The 17,711-nt window shown below is 66.1% G+C and carries 10 protein-coding genes; 5 read left to right on the top strand and 5 right to left on the bottom strand.

The genetic code is table 11. From position 1 onward, the window contains the following. Position 1 precedes the first annotated feature (1 nt). Complete coding sequence (locus ACZ1JV_RS11440) at positions 2 to 1,747, top strand: tetratricopeptide repeat-containing sulfotransferase family protein (RefSeq protein WP_465151653.1); 1,746 nt, start codon at positions 2 to 4, stop codon at positions 1,745 to 1,747. On the opposite strand, the gene nagE is transcribed toward ACZ1JV_RS11440, so the two are convergent. From nagE to ACZ1JV_RS11420, 4 genes are read right to left on the bottom strand one after another with little or no spacing between them, the layout of a single operon-like run. Further along, entirely contained in the window at positions 1,687 to 3,387 is a 1,701-nt protein-coding gene (nagE, locus tag ACZ1JV_RS11435; RefSeq protein WP_465151652.1) for an N-acetylglucosamine-specific PTS transporter subunit IIBC, read from the bottom strand. The two genes, ACZ1JV_RS11440 and nagE, sit on opposite strands and share 61 nt — an antisense overlap. Next, positions 3,384 to 5,876, bottom strand: coding sequence for a phosphoenolpyruvate--protein phosphotransferase (gene ptsP, locus ACZ1JV_RS11430; RefSeq protein WP_465151651.1), 2,493 nt, complete (start codon positions 5,874 to 5,876; stop codon positions 3,384 to 3,386). The genes nagE and ptsP overlap by 4 nt, the downstream gene beginning before the upstream one ends. Further along, positions 5,873 to 8,122 (bottom strand): family 20 glycosylhydrolase, encoded by a 2,250-nt coding sequence (locus tag ACZ1JV_RS11425; protein ID WP_465151650.1) that lies wholly within the window; start codon positions 8,120 to 8,122, stop codon positions 5,873 to 5,875. Before ACZ1JV_RS11425 ends, ptsP begins: the two co-directional genes overlap by 4 nt. A 40-nt stretch (positions 8,123 to 8,162) precedes the next feature. Next, entirely contained in the window at positions 8,163 to 10,838 is a 2,676-nt protein-coding gene (locus ACZ1JV_RS11420) for a TonB-dependent receptor (RefSeq protein WP_465151649.1), read from the bottom strand. 239 nt (positions 10,839 to 11,077) lie between these two features. Between ACZ1JV_RS11420 and ACZ1JV_RS11415 the strand changes: the two genes are divergently transcribed. The 4 genes from ACZ1JV_RS11415 (at position 11,078) to ACZ1JV_RS11400 (ending at position 16,104) form a co-directional block, all read left to right on the top strand. Beyond that, on the top strand, positions 11,078 to 11,812 hold the full coding sequence (locus ACZ1JV_RS11415; protein WP_465136260.1) for a GntR family transcriptional regulator: 735 nt from the start codon (positions 11,078 to 11,080) through the stop codon (positions 11,810 to 11,812). Between the two features lie 10 nt (positions 11,813 to 11,822). After that, positions 11,823 to 12,857, top strand: a complete 1,035-nt coding sequence (locus tag ACZ1JV_RS11410) for an SIS domain-containing protein (RefSeq protein WP_465136261.1) — start codon at positions 11,823 to 11,825, stop codon at positions 12,855 to 12,857. Next, complete coding sequence (nagA, locus tag ACZ1JV_RS11405; RefSeq protein WP_465136262.1) at positions 12,854 to 13,987, top strand: N-acetylglucosamine-6-phosphate deacetylase; 1,134 nt, start codon at positions 12,854 to 12,856, stop codon at positions 13,985 to 13,987. The genes ACZ1JV_RS11410 and nagA overlap by 4 nt, the downstream gene beginning before the upstream one ends. A gap of 329 nt (positions 13,988 to 14,316) precedes the next feature. Then, entirely contained in the window at positions 14,317 to 16,104 is a 1,788-nt protein-coding gene (locus ACZ1JV_RS11400) for a DUF885 domain-containing protein (RefSeq protein ID WP_465151648.1), read from the top strand. A 296-nt stretch (positions 16,105 to 16,400) separates the two neighbouring features. Here ACZ1JV_RS11400 and ACZ1JV_RS11395 read toward each other — a convergent pair whose 3' ends face one another. Next, on the bottom strand, positions 16,401 to 17,615 hold the full coding sequence (locus tag ACZ1JV_RS11395; protein WP_465151647.1) for a M24 family metallopeptidase: 1,215 nt from the start codon (positions 17,613 to 17,615) through the stop codon (positions 16,401 to 16,403). Positions 17,616 to 17,711: the final 96 nt, after the last annotated feature.

Raw genomic sequence — 17,711 nt, 5'->3', positions numbered from 1 at the left:
CATGTCCGCCGATCCGCAGACCATTGCCGCCGCGCGCAGCGCGCTGTCCTCGGGCGATCTCGACCGGGCCGAAACGCTTGCCCAATCGGCGCGCGCGCAGCCCGCGCTCGCGCTGGACGCGGTGGAGGTTCTGGCGCTCTGTGCCAAGGCGCGCGGAATGGGTGACCGCTTCGAGGCGCTGCTGCGCGAAGCCATCGCGCTGGCCCCCGATCGGGCGTGGCCGCGCGACGATCTGGCCGAGTGGCTGCATGACACCGGCCGGCTTCACGACGCCGAAACCACGCTGCGCGAAACGCTGACCGAGCAACCCGGCAATGCCAACGCGCATATGCGCCTGGGGAACCTGCTGAGCGAGCGCGAGGAACTGGTGGAAGGTGCCGAGCACCTAGAATCCGCGATCGGCGTGGCCGGGCGCCACCCCCAGCTACTCGCCAATCTGGGCCGCAATCTCCAGCGCCAGGGGCGGCTCGACGAAGCGGCCCCGCTTCTGGCCGACGCCGCGCGGGCCATGCCGGAGGCGCTGCCGCCGCTGGCGTGGCTGGCCGAACTGGAGGAACAGGCCGGTCGATTCGACCGTGCCGCCGCCCTGCTCGACCGGGCCGAAGTACTGGCGTTGCGGCAGGGAACCGACGTCACGCTGCAACGCGTCACCTTGCTGGCGCGCACCGATGGCTGGGAAAAGGGCCTCTCCATGCTGGAGGCCGAAACCGCCCCGTCCGGCGCGGCACTGCTGCTGCGCGGGCGCCTGCGCGACCGGGCGGGACGCAGGGCGGAAGCATGGGAGGATTTCGTGGCCGGCAAGGCGGCACTGGCCGCTGCCGCCAGCCGCACGTATCCGGCCCGCGCGGTGGGCGAATTGGTCCGGCAATGGCAGGACTGGTTCACCACCGATCGCTTTGCCGAATATACCCCGGCACCGCGCCGCAAGGGCGTGCCGCAGCCGGTCTTCGTGCTGGGCTTCCCGCGTTCAGGCACCACCCTGACCGAACAGGTGCTGGCCAGCCATTCGCAAGTGCGCGCGGGCGGCGAACTGCCATTCGGCCGCGAACTGGCCGAGAAAGCCGCCGCCTTGACGGCAGGCGCCTTCCCTCGCCATCCCGACGCGGTGACGGAGGAGCAGCGCGAAACGCTGGGAACGCAGCTGCGCGACCATTACCTCGCCCGTGCCGAACGCTACGGCCTGCTGCGCGAAGGGGCGATGTTCTTTAGCGACAAGATGCCGCTGAACGAGCTGTACCTGCCGCTGCTGCAACTGGCCTTCCCGCAGTCGCCGGTCGTGGTGGTCTCCCGCGATCCTCGCGACGTGATGATCTCCGCCATGAGCCATGATTTCACCCATGGCTTCGCCTGCGGTTACCGGATCGAGGATCTGGCCCTGCACTATGCGCGGATGGAAGCGCTGACCGGTCACTGGATCGACACTCTGCCGGTCCCCGTCCACGAACTCGGCTACGAACACTTCGTGGCCGATCAGGAAGAGGAAACCGGCGAGCTGATGGCGTGGCTGGGCCTCGATGCGGAACCGGCGCAACTGTCCTTCCACACGCTGGGCCGTCACGCGCCGACGCCCAGCTATGCGCAAGTGCAGGAGCCGCTCAACCGCAGGTCGATCGGCCGGTGGAAGGGCTACGCACGCGAACTGGCGCCGGTGCTCCCGATCCTGGCCGACGCCATCGCGCGGGGCGGCTATGCGGCTTCGGACAGTCCCGAGGCCAGCGACGGCGCCAGCGACCCGACGATCAACTGAACGCCGCCCGGCGCTCTCACCACCATGCGGGCGCCAAGGCGCCGAAGCGCGGCTTCATCGACAGCGTCCGTATCCGCCAGATCGATCCAGACACGGCTTGAGGCCGAACCCGCTGCCGTGACATTGCCCTTGCCGCCCAGCGCGGCCAGCCACGGCCCAGCGTTCACGGCGGAAGCCGCGTCGGTCTTGGTCGCGACCGGTGCCGCCGCGCGCAGCGGGCCCGCCGCCTCGCGCATTTCGCTCGCCACATCATCGGCAATCGGACCGACGACGACTTGCAACGCGCCCGGCGCAGGGCGGATCAGCCCGCGTGCGCCAAGCGCCTTGAGGCGCGGCTCGTCCACCGCCTCGCTATCGTGCAAGCGCAGGCGCAGGCGCGTGGTGCAGGCCCCGATCTCGGCAAGGTTGCCCGCGCCGCCCAGCGCCGCCACGAAGGCCGCGCCGCGTCCGCCCTCGGCAGGGGCGATGGAGCCCAGTTCCTCGCCCACCGGCTCGTCCTCGCGCCCCGGCGTCTTGATGTCGAAACGCGCGATGGCCCAGCGGAACGAGGCATAATAGAGCAGCGAATAGCCCGCACCGATCGGCAGCAGCAGCAGCGGATTGGTGGCCTTGGAATAGTTCAGCACATAGTCGAGCAGGCCCGCCGAAAAGCCGAAGCCCAGCTTCACGTGCAGCAGATCCATCAGCGCCATGGCCACGCCCGTCATCACCGTGTGCATCGCGTAGAGCAGCGGTGCCAGGAACATGAAGGTGAACTCGATGGGCTCGGTCACGCCCGTCAGGAAGGCGGTGAGCGCCATCGACAGGAACATGCCGCCCACGGCCTTGCGCCGCTCCGGCTTGGCCGCGTGATACATGGCAAGGCAGGCGGCGGGCAGGCCGAACATCATCACCGGGAAGAAGCCCGACATGAAGCTGCCGGCGGTGGGATCGCCCGCGAAGAAGCGATTGAGATCGCCGGTCGTGCCGTGGAAGTCGCCGATGATGAACCACGCCACATTGTTGATCACGTGGTGCAGGCCGGTGACGATCAGCAGGCGGTTGAGCACGCCGTACGCGAACAGCCCCAGCACGCCCGCGTGGACGACACCGTTGCTGACCAGATCCATGCCGCCGGTGATCGGCGCGAAACCATAGCCGACCAATGCGGCCAGCAGCAGCCCGGCCAGCCCCGAGAGGATCGGCACGAAGCGGCGGCCGCCGAAGAAGGCGAGGTATTCCGGCAGGCGGATCGTGGCGTAGCGGTTGTAGAACGCGCCCGCGATCAGGCCGGAGATTATGCCGATCGGCACCGAAAGCTTTGCAATGGCCTTGGCGCGCCACGCGTCAGCGGCAAGGCCTGCCGCCACATCATGCGGCACCACCAGCAGCGTCTCGGCGCCCTTGCTGGCGACAAGGAAGCAGACGAGGCCCGCCAGCCCCGCCGCACCGTTGGAATCGCGCGCAATGCCTACGGCAATGCCCAGCGCGAACAGCAGGCCAAGGTTGTCGAAGATCGCCGCGCCCGCCGCTGCCACGAACGGCAGGGCCAGCAGGTCGGGCTGGCCAAGACGCAGCAGCAGCCCGGCGATCGGCAGCACCGCGATCGGCAGCATCAGCGCGCGGCCCAGCGGCTGGAGCGATTGCAGCGAGAGCTTCATGCCACTTCCTCCACGACTTCACGGACCATCGCGCGCACCGCGGCGGCATCGGGCAATTCCAGTGCCCGCTCCGCCAAGGCGCGGCAACGGGCGAGATCGAGCGTGCGCACCAGCGCCTTGGTTTCGGCGACCGAGGCAGCGGAAACCGAAAGTTCGCTGATACCAAGGCCAACCAGCAGCGGCACCGCGTCGGGATCGGTGCCCAGCCCGCCGCACAGGCCGGTCCAGCGGCCATGGCGTGCGGCACCGGTCACGGTGGCTTCGATCAGATGCAGGATCGCCGGGTGCAGTGCATCCAGCCCGGCCGCGACATGCGGGTTCGTGCGGTCGCGCGCCAGCGTGTACTGGGCCAGATCGTTGCTGCCGATCGAGAAGAAGTCGGCCTCCGCCGCCAATATCCCGGCGTGAAGCGCGGCAGCGGGCGTTTCAATCATGATGCCGAGTTCGGGACACGGACGCCCCTCTTCGGCGACGATCCGCTCCAGCACGGCGCGTGTCACGCGCAGTTCTGCAAGTTCGCTGACCATCGGCAGCATGATCTGTACCGGGCCTTGCGTCTCCATGGTCACCAGCGCGCGCAATTGCGCATCGAGCAGGCCCGGCGTCGCCAGTTGCAGGCGGATACCGCGCAGGCCCAGTGCCGGGTTTTCCTCGCCGGTCATCGGCAGGTAGGGGGCAGGCTTGTCGGCACCGATGTCGAGCGTGCGCACGACCAGTGGGCGGCCTTCAAGTGCAGCGGCAATCTCGGAATAGGTCTCGCGCTGTTCGGCCAGCGAGGGCGCTTCGGCGCGATCGAGGAACAGGAATTCGGTGCGCAGCAGCCCGCAGCCTTCGGCCCCGGCGGCGACGGCTGCACGGGCATCGGTGGCGGAGGCGAGATTGGCGAAGACCTCGATCCGGGTGCCGTCGCGGGTAATCGCGGGCTCATGCGCGTGGACCACGGCAGCGGCACGGCGGCCGCGCGCGCCTTCGATCCGCGCCTGCGCAGCGGCAAGCACGCTCGTTTCGGGCGCATGAGTCAGGCCGCCCTTTTCGAGCAGTAGCGCGGCGCCTTGCGGGATCGACTTCAGGCGCTCGCCCGCCGCCACCAGCATCGGCACACCCATGCCCGCCGCGATGATCGCCACGTGGGAGGTCGCGCCGCCGTGAACAGTGACCACGCCGCCAAGACCGGCATTCGCCAAGCCCATCAATTGCGAGGGATAGAGATCATCCGCCAGCAGGATCGCCCCGGGCGGCGGCAGGGCCGGTGCTTCATCGATCCCCGCGCTCGCCAGCGCGACGCGCCGAGCAAGGTCGGCAAGATCGTCCACCCGCTCCCGCAGGCGCGGATCGGGCGAGAGGCGCAGCTGGGCCATGTAGCCTTCGACGGCAGTGATCCACGCCTTGCCCGCCGGAAGCCCGCCCGCAATACGGGCGCGCGCGGTTTCGAGAAGTTCCGGATCGTCGAGCAGGACAAGATGCGCGGCAGCGATCTGCGCCGCCTGCCCTTCCCCGGCGGCAGCACTTTCAAGGCTCGCGTGGACCTGAGCGATGGCCCCGTCCAGAGAGGCAGTTTCCGCCTCGCGCGCAGCCGCCGTATCGGGAAGCGACGCAAGCGGATCGGCCAGCCAGACCGCCGATCCAATGGCCGCGCCAGGCACGGCGGTGACGGCGGCCAGTGCCTCACCTTCACCCAGCGGGGCCAGCGTGGGTTCAACCGTTTCCGCCGCAGGTTCGCCGACGACGACCGGACGATGTTCGCCCATGCCGCTCTCGATCAGTTCGGCAAGCGCGTCGATGGCAGCGGTGTCGCTGCCTCGCAGGGTCAATGTCTCGCCATGGCTGAGGCCCAGCGCCAGCATGGCAACCGCACTGCGCGCCGACGCCACGCGGCCATCGGCGGCGACCATTTCGAGCGTGCAGGTGAACTGCCCGGCCAGCTTGGCCAGACGCGCGGCAGGACGGGCATGGAGGCCGTGCGCCAGCGGCAGCAGGAGCGAACGGCTGGCGAGCGGTGCCGCGTCGATCGCGACAGCCGCCGAAGCCACGCCGCAGGATTCGAGCGTCATCAGCGCTTCGCCCGCGGCGATCTCGCGATCCGCCTTGCCCGCGACAAGCGCAAAAGCCTCGCCATTGGTGACGATCACCGGCGTCACCAGACTGCGCGCGGTGCGGGCAAGACGATCGAGATCGAACTCGATCAGCAACTGGCCCGCCTCGACCCGCTCACCGTCGGCAACATTGGGCGTGAAACCCGCGCCGCCAAGGCCCACGGTGTCGAGCCCGATGTGCATCAGCAGCACCGGCCCGGCATCGAGTTCCAGCGTCACCGCATGGCCCGCCGGATGGACCGATATCACCCGCCCCGCGCCCGGTGCGACAAGCCAGCCCTCGGCCGGATCGACCGCGATCCCCTGTCCCATCATGCCTTCCGCGAAGACGGGATCGGGCACCTCGGAAAGCGGCGTGGCCCAACCCGAAAGCGGGCTGGCGATGGTAAGCGTCATTGCACGGGGTCCAGCGTCAGGCGATCGAGCATCCAGAGCGGATCGGGACCGGGCTGCGCAAAGCTGAAGTAGAGGTCATGCGGGCCGGCCTGCGCCGGAAGAATCGCCGTGAGCGTGCTGACACCGGGGTTCTCGGCTGCCTTGCCCAGCGGCACGCGGGCCACGATGGGGCCATCGGCAGCGTCGAGCCGGACGAGCAATTCGCCCGCCTTGGTCTCGGGCTTGTCGAACACGACTTTCGCGAGGTCGGGACCGATCTGGTAGTTGAACGGCACTTGCCCGACTTCGGCAGTCAGCCCTTTGATCCCCGCGAGCGGAGCCCCGCGCCAGATCCAGCAGGGGTGGAAGATATCGCCCCAGAACACGCGGCGTTTGGCGTTTGTCGCCGCATCGTCTTCCGGCCGCAGCGGCACGGAGCGGGTGCAGAGTTCGAGCTGGGACGCACTGCGCGTGCGAGTCATCGCCGTGGAGAGAGTCCAGCTCTTCTCTTCGCCGAAAGGCTCGGTGCCGATGAAGCTGCGAGTGCGCAGCACGGTGCCCGGCGCCAGCGTCAGCGGCGCGTCATAGGCGGGCGAAGTGGCCAGCGGCGCGCTGCCATCGGTGGTGTAATGCAGCGTGCCCGCCTTCACCGGCTGCTCCAGCGACACCGCGATCTTGTCGCCGGCACTGGTGAACATGCCGAGCGCCTGCAACGGCGTGTGGTTGTAGCCGATGCCCAGCGCCTTCTCGCGCGCCAGTTCGGCGGGCAGGCGCGTGGCGAACTCGTCCCATTGGCGGCGGTCGCCCGAAGTCCAGGCGATTTCGGCCAGCATCGCGGCGCGCGGCCACATCTGGCGCTCCATGATGTCCGTGGTGCGCATGTGCTCGGTCCAGAGGTTCGCCTGAACGCCCAGGATATGCGCGCGCTCCGCATCGGTCAGACCATGGGGCACGACCGGCGTTTCGTAGAACTTCTTCCAGTCGATCACCTCGCCCCGGCTCGAAGGCTCGTCGGCGGACATCGACTGCATGTGGTCCAGATAGAATTCGGGCGACGGCGAAAGCACGGCGTCGTGCCCGGCCTTGGCCGCGACGATGCCGCCGTCGATGCCATGCCACGACATGACCGTGGCCGACGGCGGCACATGACCTTCCAGGATCTCGTCCCAGCCGACGATCTTGCGGCCCTTGGTCGCGAGGTAGTCGCCGATGCGGGCGATGAACCAGCCTTGCAGCTCTGCCTCGTTCTTCAGGCCGAGCGCCTTGATCCGGGCCTGCGCGCGCGGATCGGCGATCCACTGCACCTTCACCGCCTCGTCCCCGCCGACATGGATGTAGGTGGAGGGGAACAGTTCGATCACCTCGTCCAGCACGTTCTGCAGGAAGGTGAAGGTCGAATCCTCGGTGTTGAACAGGTTCTCGTAGACGCCCCAGTCGGCGCCCGGCACCTTTACCGGATCGGCCGCCGCGGCGAGTGCCGGATAGGCCGCAATGGCCGCCGTGGCGTGGCCGGGCATCTCGATCTCGGGCACGATGGTGATATGGCGTTCGGCTGCATAGGCGACTATCTCGCGGATCTCGGCCTTCGTATAGAATCCGCCGTAACGCACGGGATTGCCCGCGGCATCGGTTCCGGCCGCACCGGCCGGGCGGCGCCATGCGCCGATCTCGATGAGGCGCGGGTACTTGTCGATGGGTATGCGCCAGCCCTGATCGTCGACCAGATGCCAATGCAGCACGTTGAGCTTTTCGGCCGCCATGCGGTCGATCAGCGCCTTCACGAAAGCGGGCGGCTGGAAATGACGGGCAGAATCGAGCATCAGCCCGCGCCAGGCGAAGGCCGGGGCGTCGTCGATCACCATGGCCTCGATCGTGCCGTCCTTCGACGCGGCGATCAGCTGCCAGAGCGTTTCCGCACCGTAGAAAAGCCCCGCATCGGTGCTGGCTTCGACGGTGACACCCCCCGATGTCACCGTCAGCCGATAGGCTTCCTCACCCGCGATCGCGCCGTTGCGGCGAAAGCGAATGTCGCCCTCGGATGAGGAAATCAGCTGCGGCGAGCGCGTCTGGCGGAGGAGAAGTGCCAGCCGGCTCGCCGCCGCCCGTTCACCGCTGTCTGTCGCGGTAACGCGGGCATGTCGGAAATCGAACCGCCCCTGCTGCGGCAGGACTTTCGCCGGAAGCGGGAGGAGCGGAGGAGAGGCCGCCGCAGCCGCTCCGGAAACGAGCCCGGAAACGACGGCGGCGGTAAGGAGGATTGAACGCATTATGTCAGTCTATCCTCTGTGCGACCCGTAAGCGACCAGATCAGAAGTGAATCTTGCCACCGATCCAGAACGTGCGGCCGTTGTTGTAATAAGCGCGCGGGATCGAGGGATCGCCGACGAAGTAGTAGAGCTTGTGGTTGAGCATGTTCTGCGCATCCACCGTGATCGCGGCATAGTCGGTCACGTTGACGGTCACCGAACCGTCGAGCGATCCGAAATTGTCCTGCCACATCGGCGTGGCGCGATCGATGCCCGAACGGAACTTCGAACGGAAGGTATAGGCCAGACGGGCCGAAACCAGCTTGTTTTCGAAGTAACCGGTCAGGTTGTAGGTGTGCTTCGAGTTGCCGTCGATCACGTCGCCATTGTCATCCTTGGCATTGGCGTAGGTGTAGTTGGCCTGGACGCCGAAGCCGCCCCAGATCGGCTGCTGCCAGTTGAATTCGAAGCCCTTGTTCTTGCCGCCCTTGCCGTTGATCGGCTGGGTGATCAGGAAGTCCGCGCCATCCGGATGCTGCTGGGTGACCAGGTGAACGGTCGACGTCTCGCTGGTGACGTAAGAGTCGATGTCCAAATAGAACAGCGTGACCGACAGCAGCGCCTGCGGGGCATAGTACCATTCGGCCGCAAGGTTGAAGTTCCAGGCGCGGGTCGGCTTCAGGTAGGGGTTGCCGCCCGCCGTGCCGGTAAGCGCAAGGTCGCTGACCGTGAAGGCACCAGCAAGCTGGGCATAGCCGGGACGGGTCATCGTCTTGGCCGCACCGGCGCGCAGCAGCAGGTCTTCGCGCAGGTTGTAGGTCAGGTTGGCGCTGGGCAGGAAGTCCCAGTAGCTGCGATCGACCTGCACCTTGCCGCAGGTGGCGCAGAAGGCGGTGATGGTGTCGGCCACCGGAGCATTCGGCGAATACTGCGTGGTGGTCAGGTCCGTGCGAACCGCGCGCAGGCCGATGTTGCCGCGCCAGTTGCTGTCATCACCCAGCTTGGCCATCGCGTAGAAGCCCTGGGTCTTCTCCTTCACCGAGAAGCTCGCCTGCGGATAGAAGTCGAACACGCGGCCGCCGTTGGTGCCGTCGAGCTGGTCGAGCACCAGGCCCTGGTCGGCCAGGGTATAGCCCGGCAGGTCGATCAGACCGTCCAGATAGTCGCTCGGCGTCGAACCGCCGGCATAGACGGTGCCGAGGCCGACCAGCTTGGTGCCCGAATAGGCGCCGTTGCCGGCCCATGAATAGGCATAGTCATTGACCGCACGCTTGTGGTTGGTGATGCGCGCGCCGACCTTGATCGACTTCAGGAAGCTGCTGCCGATGTCATACTCGGCGTCGAGGTTGCCGTAGAACTCCTTGTCGGGCGACTTGATCTTGGCGCCCCACGACCAGCTGTAATAGTTGTTGAGATAGTCTGCCGAAGTCGGATCGGTGGGCAGGCCGGGATAGCTGAGCACCGCGCCCTTGCCGGCGAAGTTGTAGCCCATGCCGGTATCCCAGTAGGTTTCCCAGGCGAAGCTGTCCTTGGTGACGCCCTTGCCTTCGGTGTAGCCCACCTGGCCGGTCACGTTCAGGCGATCGGTCGGCTGCCACTTCGCTTCAAGGTTGGCGACCCAGGTCGAGGAGTAGGACTTGCGGAAGATATCGTCCTGCACGCGGCCCTGAACGGCCGAACCATCGGCGGTGGTGGCGTTCCACGCGGCCTGCGTCAGGTAGCCGTCCTTCACCGTGGCGCTTGCAAGTGCGTAGCCGTCGGTGCCGGGCGTCGAGTTGTTGGTGAGCAGACGGCTGACCCAGGCCATCGAGTTCACGTTGATATTGTCCGCGTCCATCCGGGTGTAGATGGCGTTCGCGTTGATCTCCAGCGTATCGGTCGGCTTGAACTCGACGGCGATCGTGCCGCCCTTGCGCACGCGCTTCTGGCGGAAGTAGGACTGGCCGATCAGCGTCGGCGCGGCCACGGTTTCACCCGTGCCGTTGAAATCGTCATAATTGCCATAGCCCAGGAATTCCATGCCATCGCGGCGGAAGGCGCGTTCCTGATAGAAACCGGAGACGAGGACGCCGAAGGTCTCTTCATCGTTCTTCCAGCTGTAGAGCCCGGAAACCTGCGGCTTCCACTTGCCGGCCAGATCGTTGTAGTTCATCTGCGCGGTCAGGCTGAAGCTGTTGGCCTTCAGATCGAACGGGCGGCGGCTCTTCAGATTGATGGTGCCGCCGATGCCGCCTTCGACAATATCCGCTTCCGAAGACTTGAACACTTCCAGCTGGCCAACGATTTCCGACGGCAGCAGGCTGAAGTCGAAGCTACGGCCGCCAGAGGTCTGGTCGAGCACGAACCAGTCGCCGGTGGCGACCGAGTGGCCGTCGAGCAGGGTGAGGTTGAGCGTGGGATCGGTACCGCGGATCGAGACCGACTGGTTTTCACCGAAGCCGCCGGCAGCGGCCGAACCGGTAACGACGTTCACGCCGGTCAGGCGGCCCAGCGAGTCGGCGACGTTCTTGTCCGGAAACTTGCCGATGTCCTGCGCGGTGATGACTTCCGAAACGATGTCGCTGGACCGCTTCGCATCGAGCGAGGCTTCAAGCGAGGCACGAATGCCGCTGACGATGATTTCGCCGGCCTTGTCGGCATCGGACGATGTGGCTGATGTGTCCTGCGCGAAAGCCGGCGTTGCCATGGCCAGAGCGAGAAGACTTACGGTACCCCCGAAGATTGAACCTTTGCTCATCTTGCTACCCCTTCATGTTGACCGCATTGGAACCATACCAAATGGAAACCAATGCACGTCCTCCTGTACCCCGAGGGCGTTCGAGCGCCCTTCGAAACATTTCTGTCATGGATTTAACGCGCATTGGTAGCAATAATGCAATACCAAAAATCGCCTTTGCATAAATTTCATGATTTTTGGTATTGAAATGGCATTGATCGTTGCCCTATGAGAATGGTCATTGGATGGAGACCACACCCATGTTCGTTGATCGCGTCGGCCAGCTTCCAGAAGGGGATACCGCCCCGCTGTACCGGCAATTCCAGCGCCTTTTGCGCGACGCGATCGAGCGGCAGGTGCTCTCCGCAGACGAAGCGCTGCCGCCGGAGCGCGACCTTGCCGCCGCTTACAACCTGTCGCGCGTAACCGTCCGCAAGGCACTGGACGGGCTGGTGGAAGCGCGCATGCTTACGCGCCGCCAGGGTGCCGGCACGTTCGTGGCCGCCCGTGTCGAGAAGAACTTCGCAGCGATCTCCTCCTTCACCGAAGACATGATTTCGCGCGGCCGGGCGCCGCACAGCGAATGGCTGTCGCGCGCGGAATCGGTGGTCTCCCCCGAAGAGGCGATGGCGCTGGGGTTGAGCCCGGGCAGCTCCGTCTATCGGTTCACCCGCATCCGTTATGCCGACGGCATTTCGATGGCGCTGGAATCGGCAACCGTTCCGGCCTCCTCGCTGCCCTCACCCGAAGCTGTCGAGGATTCGCTCTACGATGCGCTAGGCGATGATCGCCCGGTGCGCGTGCTGCAGCGGTTCCGCGCGGTGCTGTTCACCGACGAGCAGGCCGCGCTGCTGAAGATCCCGAAGAATTCACCCGGCCTTGCCATCGAACGCCGCGGCTACAATGCCGATGGCCGAACGGTGGAGTTCACCAAGTCCTGGTACCGTGGCGACGCCTATGACTTCGTCGCCGAACTCAATGTGCCTCCGGCCTGATTGCAGGACCATGATCCAGAATCCCGAAACCACTTTGATGTTTGCCGAAGCGGCTGAGGCGGCCGAGGCCGTTGCCCGCCAGCGTGCGCACAATGCCCCTGCCCTTGCCGTGCTGGCCGAAAGCCTGCGCACCGCCCCGCCACGCGCGGTGGCGACGCTGGCGCGCGGCAGTTCGGACAATGCCGCCACGCTGGCCCGTTATCTGGTGGAAACCCAGCTGCGCCTGCTGACCACCTCGGTCGCGCCCTCGGTCAGTTCGGTCTACGATTCGCCGCCCGACTATGCCGATACGCTGATGATCGCCATCTCGCAGTCCGGCCGCAGCCCCGACCTGATCGCGGCTGCCGAACATGCCCGCGAAGGCGGTGCGCGTCTGGTTTCGCTGGTCAACGATGAAGCCTCGCCGCTCGCCACCGATGCCGAAGTGCTGCTGCCGCTCTGCGCCGGTCCGGAACGCTCGGTAGCGGCAACCAAGTCCTACATCACCAGCGTCGCCGGGGTTCTCGACCTGATCGCCGCGTGGAGCGATGACGCCGAACTCGCCGCCGCGCTGGATGGCCTGCCCGCACTGCTGGCACAGGCGTGGTCGCTCGACTGGACCTCGGCACTCGAACCGCTGCGCGAAGCGCGCAGCCTCTTCGTCGTCGCGCGCGGCCCGGCCTTTGGCGTGGCGCAGGAGATGGCGCTGAAGATTAAGGAAACCTGCGGCTTTCATGCCGAGGCTTTCAGCGCCGCCGAGGTGCGCCACGGCCCCATGGCCATCGTCGAGAACGGTTTCCCGGTGATCCTGCTGGGTCAGGACGACGAATCGAACGAGAGCGTCGCCGCCCTTGCCCCGATGTTTGCCGAGCGCGGCGCCACCGTGATCGGCGCGGGCATTGGCGAAGTGCCGGGGATCACCCTGCCCACGCTCTCCGCCCATCCGATGCTGCAGCCGGTGCTGGCGGTGCAAAGCTTCTACCGCCTTGCCAACGCCCTTTCGGTCGCGCGCGGCCGCGATCCCGACAGCCCGCCGCACCTTGCGAAAGTGACCCGCACCGTATGACCCGACAGGCGCTCGTCAATGCCCGCGTCGCCCTTCCCGTGGGCCTGCGCGAGGGCCTGTGCGTCCTGATCGAGGATGGCCGCATCGCTGGCGTCAGCTCGGGCATCCCGGCCAATGCGGAAATCGTCGATCTCGGCGGCGGCACGCTGGTGCCCGGCTTCATCGATACCCAGGTCAACGGCGGCGGCGGCCGGCTGTTCAACGACGATCCCTCGGTAGAGACGATCCGCGTGATCGCCGAAACGCACCGCCGCTTCGGCACCACCGGCCTGCTGCCGACGATCATCAGCGACGACCTCACCGTCGTCGAAGCCGCGATCCGCGCCACCGATAAGGCGATCGAGGCTGGCGTCCCCGGCGTGCTGGGCCTCCATATCGAAGGCCCGTTCCTCGACCCCGCCCGGCGCGGCATCCATGACGGCGCCAAGCTGCGCCGGCTTGAGGATTCCTTCCTCGAACTGCTGGCATCCGCCAAGCACGGCCGCACGCTCGTCACCCTCTCGCCCGAAAGCGCCACGCCCAATCAGGTCGAATGGCTGACCGGGCAGGGCGTGATCGTTGCCGCCGGCCACTCGGACGCGCCCTATGACACAGTGCGCGCCATGATCGATGCCGGCATCACCGGCTTCACCCACTTGTTCAACGCCATGTCGCAACTGGTGAACCGCGCGCCCGGCATGGTCGGCGCCGCGCTGGAAGACGATGCGACCTACGCGGGCCTCATCGTCGACGGCCACCACCTCCACCCCGCCACCGTGCGCATCGCCGTGCGTGCCAAGGGGCCGCAGCGGCTGATGCTGGTCACCGACGCCATGCCCAGCGTCGGCACCGAGGATCCCGAATTCACCTTGCAAGGCCGCCGCATCCGCCGGGTGGGCGACAAACTGCTGGGCGAGGACGGGGTGATCGCCGGTTCGACGCTGACGATGGACGCGGCGGTCCGCCAAGTCCTGACGCAGACCGGCATCCCGCTCGCCGATGCACTCGCCATGGCCTCGGCCACGCCGGCCCGTTTCCTGGGCCTGCAGGGTGAAACCGGCGCCATCGCCCCCGGCCTGCGCGCCGATCTGGTACTGCTGGATGCGGAGCTTGCCGTGCGCCGAAGCTGGATCGGCGGCATCGCCGACTAGAGCATTTTCTAATCAGGTGGAATCACCTGATGACTCGGAAAATGCGCCAAACCAGAAACTTAGAGCAGTCGATCCGACGCAGTCGGGTCGACTGCTCTAGCATGTAATTCGGCCGGACGTGGGAAGACTTCCGGCCCGATTACAATCATCCGCAACCGCAGAAAATCATTCCACTCCAAGTCCCTTGTAGCTTTGGGCGGGCAATTCGCGCGCAGTAATAACGCGCGATTACAATTTTTTCTCTCCCACGCCCTGCCCTCCTCTGCTACACGGCCGCCGCATAAAATACCGTATACTCGCATAAGATAGACGAAACCCGGAGGGTCGAGTTGTCCAAGTTCGCGTCTCGCGCCGCGGCTGCCCTCCTGCTGGCAGGCGCAGCACTTCCTGTTCATGCCGCCGCTGTAGACGCTGGCGCGGGCGAGGTATCCACCGCAGCCGACGCGCAGTTCAAGGCCATTACCGACAAGGAATGGGCCTGGCGCAAGGAACAGCAGGGCGACGATGAGGACGACGGTCCGGGCAAGCTGCGCGCCCACATGCCCGACGTCACCCCCAAGGCACAGGCCATGCGGCTCGCCTACTGGCAGGACGTTCGCAAGCAGGTCGCCGCGATTCCGGCAGAGCAGCTCTCCCCCGCCGTGCGCGTGGACCAGCAGGTCTATCTCAATCAGATCGACGTGCTGATCGCCCAGCAGAAGTTTCACGAGTGGGAAAAGCCGGTCAATTCGGACACTAGCTTCTGGAGCAATCTGGCCAGCATGGGCCGCCGTACTTTCTCCACCGAGGAGGAATACCGCCGCTACATCGCGCTGATGAACGAATTTCCGCGTTATTTCAGCGACCAGACCGCCAATATGAAGGCCGGTCTCGCGCGCGGGTTCACTGCGCCGCAGGTTACGCTGAAGGGCCGTGACGAATCGATCGCCTCGGTCGCCAATAAGGCGGCGGAAGACACCGTCTATTTCGAACCGTTCAAGGCCATGCCGGCGACGATTCCCGCCGCCACGCAGACCGAACTGCGCGCTGCCGGGCTCAAGGCGATCAACGAGGCGGTGATCCCAGCGCACAAGGACCTGCTGGCCTTCGTTCGCGGCACTTACATCCCCGGCGCGCGGAAAGCATTGGCGGCCGAGGGCCTGCCCGATGGCAAGGCCTATTACCGCTCGGTCATCAAGGAATACGCGACGACCGACATGACGCCGGAGCAGATCCACGAGATCGGCCTGTCGGAAATGGCCAAGATCCGCGCGGAAATGCAGGAAACCATGAAGGAGGCGAAGTTCGACGGCAATCTGCCCGCCTTCCTCCAGTTCCTCCGCACCGATCCGCAGTTCTACGTGAAGACGCCGCAGGAACTGCTCGACCGCGCGGCCTGGACCGCCAAGGAAGTGGACCGCAAGATCGGCCGCTTCATCGGCCACTTGCCCCGCCAGCGCTTCGGCATCATCCCGGTGCCTGACGATATCGCCCCGTTCTACACCGCCGGTCGCGGCGGCCCGGGCGTCTACCTCGTCAACACCTACGACCTACCCAGCCGCCCGCTCTATTCGCTGCCGGCACTGACGCTGCACGAATCAGCACCCGGCCACGCCTTCCAGATGCCGATCGCGGCCGAGAACAAGGACCAGCCGGACTTCCGCCGCGAAACCTATATCTCCGCCTTCGGCGAAGGCTGGGCACTCTATACCGAACGCCTCGGCACCGACATGGGCATCTACCAGACGCCTTACGAGAAGTTCGGGATGCTCAGCTATCAGGCCTGGCGCGCCGCGCGCCTCGTCGTCGATACCGGCGTCCATCACTATGGCTGGACGCGCGAACAGGCGCAGCAGTACCTGCACGACAACACCGCGCTGTCCAACCACGAGATCGAAACCGAGGTAGACCGCTACATCGCATGGCCGGGTCAGGCGCTGGCCTACTACCTCGGCGAAATGACGATCATGCAGGGCCGCCGCAAGGCCGAAGCCGCGCTAGGCCCCAAGTTCAACATCCGCGCCTTCCACGATACCGTGCTGGCCCTCGGATCGGTGCCGCTGCCGATCCTGACCGCCCGCATCGACCAGTTCATCGCCGAAGGCGGCAAGGGTCCCTATCCCGACGAGGAGTCCTGACGATCCAGAGACGGGCGGCAAAGATCGCCCGCCGGATCTGACGAGCCCACGGGTCGCAAGGAGGGGGCGGCAACGACCGCCCCCTCCGTTTATTTTCAAGGTTTAAGGGGTTGAGGCGGGGGAGCATAGCACGCGCCCGTTCCAACGCTCTCGTTTCAAACCGCCCTTACCAAACTCACTCCGTCGCCCCCGCGAAGGCGGGGGCCCCGCTTTCCTTCGCCAAGCGCACCAGGAAAAGCGGGATCCCCGCCTTCGCGGGGATGACGAGGTTTGGTGGCTGATTAGCTACGTTGAGTTCAACCGAACGGCCGATCGATCGAGGGCTGCGGCTCGGTGAACCACTTCGCACCGCTGTCGGTCACATAGAAGTGATCCTCCAGACGGACGCCGAAACGGTCGGGAATGACGATCATCGGCTCGTTCGAGAAGCACATGCCTGGCGCCAACGGCGTCTTGTCTCCGCGCACCAGATAGGCCGGTTCGTGGATGGACAGGCCGATGCCATGGCCGGTGCGATGCGGCAGACCGGGCAACTTGTAGTCCGGCCCCAGCCCCGCCTTCTCCAGCACCGCGCGCGCGGCATAGTCGACCAGTTCGCAAGCCTTGCCCGGCTCAACGGCATCGAAGGCCGCCTGCTGCGCGGAACGCTCCAGTTCCCAGATCGCGCGCTGTTCGTCGTTCGCCTCACCGAAGACGTAAGTGCGGGTGATATCCGAGTGATAACCGGCAACGCGGCAGCCGGTATCGATCAGCACGATCTCACCCTCTTGCAACTCGCGGTCACCGGGGAGGCCGTGCGGATAAGCGCTGGCGAGGCCGAACTGAACGATGACAAAGGCATTGCCGCCGGGTGCCCCGATGGCGCGGTGAGCCTCATCGATAAAGCGGGCGACTTCGCTGGCACGGATGCCGGGGCGCAGGATGCTGGCGGCGCGGCGGTGCACTTCCAGCGTCATCGACTTGGCCTGCTGCATCAGCGCCAGTTCGGCGGCCGACTTGAACATGCGGCATCCATCGATCACCGGCGCGCCCGAAACGAGCGTGGTCGAAGGCGCATCCTTGGCAATACGGTCGACGAAGAGGTAGCTCATGGCCGGATCGATCGCGAGGCGCGAGACGCCCTTTTCGCGAAGGGCCGCAGCCAGCAGCGCCGTCGGGCTCTCATCCTCTTCCCAAAGGCGGAAGTCGGCCTCGATCAGCAGACCCGCCTCCAACGTACCCAGTTCGAAGCGCGGCGCGATCAGGATCGGCGCGCCGTCCACCGGCAACAGCATCGCCACCAGACGCTCGGATTCGCTCCAGGCAAGGCCGGCGAAATAGTTGAGGCTGGCGCCTGCGGTAACGAGCAGCGCCTCGGCGCCGATGTCGCGCGTCAGGCGGCGCGCCTTCTCGATGCGGGCCATGCGCTCTTCCAGCGTGATCGCCGGCGCAGGATCGGCCCAAGGGCGGATTTGCGCCAGCTGCTCAGCCGCATTCGAGCCCCCGATACCGCCTGCATTACCCTGTGTCACCGTTAACTCCTGTCCGTATTGAAAGTCGGCGCTAGCACTTCCGGAGAGGCCCAGAAAGCCATTGCTGAGATGAATCTTATATCGTATACGAATGTT

Source organism: Novosphingobium sp. BL-S-19 (assembly GCF_055521675.1).
This window is presented reverse-complemented; position numbering and strand designations above follow the sequence as displayed.

What these genes read in the sequence shown, in the direction of transcription:
- nagA (WP_465136262.1), top strand. Translation starts at nt 12,854, where the DNA reads ATGACCCGACAGGCGCTCGTCAATGCCCGCGTCGCCCTTCCCGTGGGC.
- ACZ1JV_RS11440 (WP_465151653.1), top strand. Translation starts at nt 2, where the DNA reads ATGTCCGCCGATCCGCAGACCATTGCCGCCGCGCGCAGCGCGCTGTCC.
- ACZ1JV_RS11410 (WP_465136261.1), top strand. Translation starts at nt 11,823, where the DNA reads ATGATCCAGAATCCCGAAACCACTTTGATGTTTGCCGAAGCGGCTGAG.
- ACZ1JV_RS11415 (WP_465136260.1), top strand. Translation starts at nt 11,078, where the DNA reads ATGTTCGTTGATCGCGTCGGCCAGCTTCCAGAAGGGGATACCGCCCCG.
- ACZ1JV_RS11420 (WP_465151649.1), bottom strand. Translation starts at nt 10,838, where the DNA reads ATGAGCAAAGGTTCAATCTTCGGGGGTACCGTAAGTCTTCTCGCTCTG.
- ACZ1JV_RS11425 (WP_465151650.1), bottom strand. Translation starts at nt 8,122, where the DNA reads ATGCGTTCAATCCTCCTTACCGCCGCCGTCGTTTCCGGGCTCGTTTCC.
- nagE (WP_465151652.1), bottom strand. Translation starts at nt 3,387, where the DNA reads ATGAAGCTCTCGCTGCAATCGCTCCAGCCGCTGGGCCGCGCGCTGATG.
- ptsP (WP_465151651.1), bottom strand. Translation starts at nt 5,876, where the DNA reads ATGACGCTTACCATCGCCAGCCCGCTTTCGGGTTGGGCCACGCCGCTT.